This window comes from Acinetobacter sp. DSM 11652 (assembly GCF_900109815.1).
Lineage (GTDB): Bacteria > Pseudomonadota > Gammaproteobacteria > Pseudomonadales > Moraxellaceae > Acinetobacter.
Map to the genome: position 1 here is coordinate 1 of NZ_FOBK01000025.1, position 4,505 is coordinate 4,505.

The following is a 4,505-nucleotide window of genomic DNA, read 5'->3' on the forward strand; positions in this document are numbered from 1 at the left end:
TACCAACGCATCAAATACGTAAAAAAGCCCAACAGGATGTTGGGCTTTTTTATGTCTTGAATTTGGATTTCGTATAAGAGATTTTATGTTAAATATTAGAAAAATAGCTTTTGATAAAGTTTAAGATTTCTCTTGAGATTAGAGTAGGCTCCAACCTTAGAATCATTGTCCTATTTATGAATCACGATGTAACCTAATGAAAATAGCTCTATCATCTAGTATTGTATTTTTTTCAATTTTATTTGTTCTTTTTATATTTAGACATGAAAAAATTGAAACAAAAATTGTTATAAATCAAAATGTAGATCATGTTTGGAAATTGTTTACAGATACCCAGTCATATTCAAAATGGAATACTTTATTTGGTATTGATAAGTTCCCTACATATGCAGGTCAACAAATTAATATAGATTTATATGATGAAGAAAGAAATGTACAATTCCAGATGAAACCTGAGATAAAAAAAATCGATCAATATCATTTAGAGTGGGAAGGAAAAATATATATAAATGGACTATTTAATGGTCGACATAAGTTTGTTTTTACTAAAATTGATGCAAATACCACAGAATTAATTCATTCTGAAGAATTTAATGGGTTACTTGTACCTCTGCTAAATTATTTTGTTATTCAGCCTACTCGATTAAATTTCGATAAAATGAATACATCTTTTAAAAAATATGTTGAAAATCATTAGACAAATGAAGAAGCAAATTAATGAATATTCGTAAATTCTCTTTAAAACATGGTCTTTCATTGGATACTTTACGTTTTTATGAAAAACGTAAATTACTTGTTCCTGATCGATTAGCAAATGGATATCGGAGTTACCAATACATACATGAACAAAAAGTTAAGCTAATCATCTGTTTGAAAAGTATTGGATTCAGTTTAGAAGAGATAAAACAAGTAATTGAACTTGAGACAAAACCTCCTTCTGAAACATGTAATATTATTTCTAATAACCTCATTGATAAAAAGATAGACATGATTAATCAACAAATTCAGTTATTAAAATATGGAAAAAACACTCTTCTTGATATAAAAAAATATATTAAAGATAATTCTTTTATTGAAAATCAGGAAGCAATTCAAAATATGATTGAAAACTTATATAGTCTTACAAGAAATATAGAGCGATAACTGCCTCGACATCGGACTGATTAGCTACTAATTTAGTAGATACTGTAAAATTTCTCTAAAATTAACATAATACACGTTATACGAAGTTGAAAAAGGGAGCTTAAAGCTCCCTTTTTTATTAGTTTTTTTAAATTGCTAATCGTAAATTCAATGCTTTTACGACTTTAATAACAGTATCAAAGCTTGGATTTACATCGCCAGAAAGGGCTTTATAAAGACTTTCTCGACCTAAACCAGTGTCTTTTGATAATTGAGCCATCCCTTTAGCTTTAGCGATATTACCTAAAGCTTTTGCAATAAATGCTGCATCACCATTAGATTCATCGATACAGGCTTGTAGGTAAGCTTGCATATCTTCTTCTGTTTTAAGGTGTTCAGCACTGTCCCATTTACGAAGTTTGATAGCCATTTACAGCTCCTCCTCTAAATCTTGTGCTAATTGTAGGGCAAGTTTTATATCTTTACTTTGCGTAGACTTGTCTCCGCCTGCTAAAAGAATAACAACCCTTTGCCCTTGCTTACAGTAATAGATCCTGTAGCCAGGTCCAAAGAAGAAACGTAATTCAGAGACACCTTCACCGACTGGTTCAGTATCTCCAAAGTTTCCATCTTCAACCCTATCAATTCGGACTTGTATACGTCTTTTTGCCTGCTGGTCTTTTAACTTGCTAAACCAGTCATCAAAGACTTCAGTGGTATATATTGAGTACATAAGAAGAATGTATCCTGTAGGATACATTTATGCAAGAAATAAACTCGAATGTATGGGGTTACAACAGAATTTCGAATAACAGCCATTATGTTAAATGGGTGAAAATTTAGGAAAGAGTTAATTTAAGATCTGCTACATTGGTAAATATAAAAATGGAACTCGGTATTATATGTCTTTGAACGTGAGTAACATTCACACATTATTCCCACCTAACAAAGCAAAATTCCTCAAAAGGCATGACAACGAGTTATGTTTTAAAAAGAATTCGAAGAGCTGGTGTATTAAGTTAATTGATAAGGTTTGGCATGTCTTAACTCTTAATAATGGAACAGTTATAGAAAGTATGAAGGCATCAGAATATCTGGCTTGTCTTCGATTTTTATATTTATGCCAAGTGATTACTACTGATGAATCCAACCAACCTAAAATATTATGTATGGATAGAGATTATTGTTTTGCTGAAAAAAATGGTGAATATCTATTAGAAGCCGGAATAATGGTAAATACCCATGGGGAGCATTTTTTTGATATAGAATTAAATAAAGAAGAAATAGAAAGGTTTAAAGAAGAAGGATTTAGGTTTATTGACTTATTGTTATCCGAAATTAGGGATTCTAATCCGCCTTATAATAACTCTAAATTTTCTCAAAGAAATGGACCTGATTGGTATGTAAGCTCTCAAGAGTTGAAAGCTTGGCAAGAACTCCAAATTATAGAAAAACCAATAATTATAGAAAAGCTTACCTATCAAGAGCCAAAGAAAAATGGAGCTAAAATAGTTATGGTTCTTGTAGGTTTAATTTTTATTTTTTATATGATTTTCTTTTCAGCTTTTGACTTTTGATAAGAAATTCTAAAATTAACATAATACACCTTATGCGAAATGCTTGAATTTTTCCTATAAGCATCAATGTCTTAACTAAAGCCGTTCCAGGGTTCAGCGCACTGGAGCGGCTTTTTATTGATTCTTCACGTTCCACGCCTATTTTTTGATGATGGTTTCACAATTTTGTGTAGTTCTATTTAACCATTCGGCAGGAAGAATCGGCTCAGGAAGCCACGCTTTTTAGGCTCAGGTTCAACATGTTCAGGAACAGGAATTCGCTTACTTGGTAGTGGGATTTCACTCTCAACTTCAGCAGACGTTTCTACTTCTGCAGTCTCTGGAGGTGATGCAACAGGCTTTGGATCTTCTATTTTGGGGGCTTTAGGTGCTTCCAATAAGCGTTGCATAGCTTCTATTTGTTCTTGATAAAATGTTTCCCTTTCTAAAGATTGGTTTTCTCGTAAAAGTGACTGATTTAGTTGACGTTCAAGCATGTCAACTTGACGTTTAAGCATGTCAATTTCTGTTAATTTTTGACTATCAATTGATTTACTTTCGTTGACAGGCTGCTCTTTATTTTGGGGTTCGCCAAAGACTCGTAAAGCTTCTGTAAAGTCAATTAAACCATCTGAACCTTTAGATAAATTTCCTTTATTAATATGGGCATATATAGCCTGTCTTGAATATCCATATAGTTTTGCAAGTTCTGATACTGATAGCTTTTTCATGGCTGTAAAGTTGTTATCAAGTCATGTTAATAATTGACTATTCAATTGACAGTGTCAATTCACTTCATTATTTGAATCCTAGTTGTTTTAAATAAGGAGCATATTCTTTTAATTTGGATGGAATTGTTAAGTGTTCTGAAATGCGTTTACTAAAATCTTCGTAGCTTTCACCGATTTCACTATATTTAGATGCAAAAGCTGGATCATGAGCAAGTTTATTTGAGAACCATTCAATCTGTTTTGCTGAAATTCTGATAGGTGAGTTCTTCTCAGTATTATTCTGAATATCTTTAGGACGAGCTTTGGTCTTAAAGGTAAAGCTGTATCCAGAAATAGAACGTCCTGTTTTATGCTGTTCCAGTTTCACCGTGATATCAGTGAAAGTATTAATCTGTGAAATTGCTATTTCCAAGACTCGTCTTTTGAAGTTATCTGAACGAGTATATTCATCCTCCGCTACTCCTAATTGTTGTCTAAAAGTGTCAATTTGGAAGATAGGAGTTTTACCAGTATTGCGCCAAGCAATGAGCAATTCATATAAACGAGTTGCATAACGGCTTGTCAATTGACTAACTTGTTTTAACTCATAGGTTGTAAATCTTTCTTCTAAGCGTGTGATTAAAGGAACCACAGCTGGAGAAAAGATTAGGCTTACAGTTGCCTCATTATCGACATAACTAATTTCACTAACCCAGCGACTATGAGTTGTCTTAATATTCCCTTTAGTTGTCATCGATTGGTATGTAAAACGACGATCAAACAGAACTTTACAAGCTTCTTTCAGCACGCCATAAGCTGTGTGTTTTTCTACATTGAAGTTTTCTATATAGCTTGATGCATGGATAGTTAATGCATCGTTTGCATTAATTCCTTTGCCTGTTTCCCTAGCTTGAATGATTGCAAGAAGAACTAAACGTTGCTCAACTAGATCAAGATTATAACTTGCATTTATTAGAGCATTATCTTTAACAACAAGGTCTTTCATTATTTTTATTACTACACCAACCGATGATGTAGTAATACTACACCAAATGATAATGTAGTGGAATGGTCGATAAACGTAGTGATATAGGTCGATAAACGTAGTGATATAGGT

At 32.5% G+C, this 4,505-nt stretch carries 7 protein-coding genes; 3 read left to right on the forward strand and 4 right to left on the reverse strand.

Annotation, left to right across the window (positions count from 1 at the left end):
- Positions 1-196 precede the first annotated feature (196 nt).
- Positions 197-697 carry an SRPBCC domain-containing protein gene (locus BMW42_RS14900; protein WP_228143142.1) on the forward strand — a complete coding sequence of 167 codons (501 nt, stop codon included), beginning with the start codon at positions 197-199 and terminating at the stop codon, positions 695-697.
- Between the two features lie 20 nt (positions 698-717).
- Positions 718-1,143: a MerR family transcriptional regulator gene (locus BMW42_RS14450; RefSeq protein WP_086435911.1), complete on the forward strand. Its 426-nt coding sequence runs from the start codon at positions 718-720 to the stop codon at positions 1,141-1,143.
- A 127-nt stretch (positions 1,144-1,270) separates the two neighbouring features.
- Here the strand turns inward: BMW42_RS14450 and BMW42_RS14455 are convergent, their stop codons facing one another.
- Positions 1,271-1,552 (reverse strand): addiction module antidote protein, encoded by a 282-nt coding sequence (locus BMW42_RS14455; protein WP_092768952.1) that lies wholly within the window; start codon positions 1,550-1,552, stop codon positions 1,271-1,273.
- Positions 1,553-1,855 carry a type II toxin-antitoxin system RelE/ParE family toxin gene (locus BMW42_RS14460; RefSeq protein WP_092768955.1) on the reverse strand — a complete coding sequence of 101 codons (303 nt, stop codon included), beginning with the start codon at positions 1,853-1,855 and terminating at the stop codon, positions 1,553-1,555.
- A 343-nt stretch (positions 1,856-2,198) separates the two neighbouring features.
- Between BMW42_RS14460 and BMW42_RS14465 the strand changes: the two genes are divergently transcribed.
- Positions 2,199-2,699 carry a hypothetical protein gene (locus BMW42_RS14465; RefSeq protein ID WP_228143143.1) on the forward strand — a complete coding sequence of 167 codons (501 nt, stop codon included), beginning with the start codon at positions 2,199-2,201 and terminating at the stop codon, positions 2,697-2,699.
- Between the two features lie 179 nt (positions 2,700-2,878).
- Here BMW42_RS14465 and BMW42_RS14470 read toward each other — a convergent pair whose 3' ends face one another.
- On the reverse strand, positions 2,879-3,409 hold the full coding sequence (locus tag BMW42_RS14470) for a plasmid replication DNA-binding protein (protein ID WP_092768961.1): 531 nt from the start codon (positions 3,407-3,409) through the stop codon (positions 2,879-2,881).
- Positions 3,410-3,476: 67 nt separating this feature from the next.
- Positions 3,477-4,394 (reverse strand): replication initiation protein RepM, encoded by a 918-nt coding sequence (gene repM, locus BMW42_RS14475; RefSeq protein WP_092768964.1) that lies wholly within the window; start codon positions 4,392-4,394, stop codon positions 3,477-3,479.
- Between the last annotated feature and the right edge of the window lie 111 nt (positions 4,395-4,505).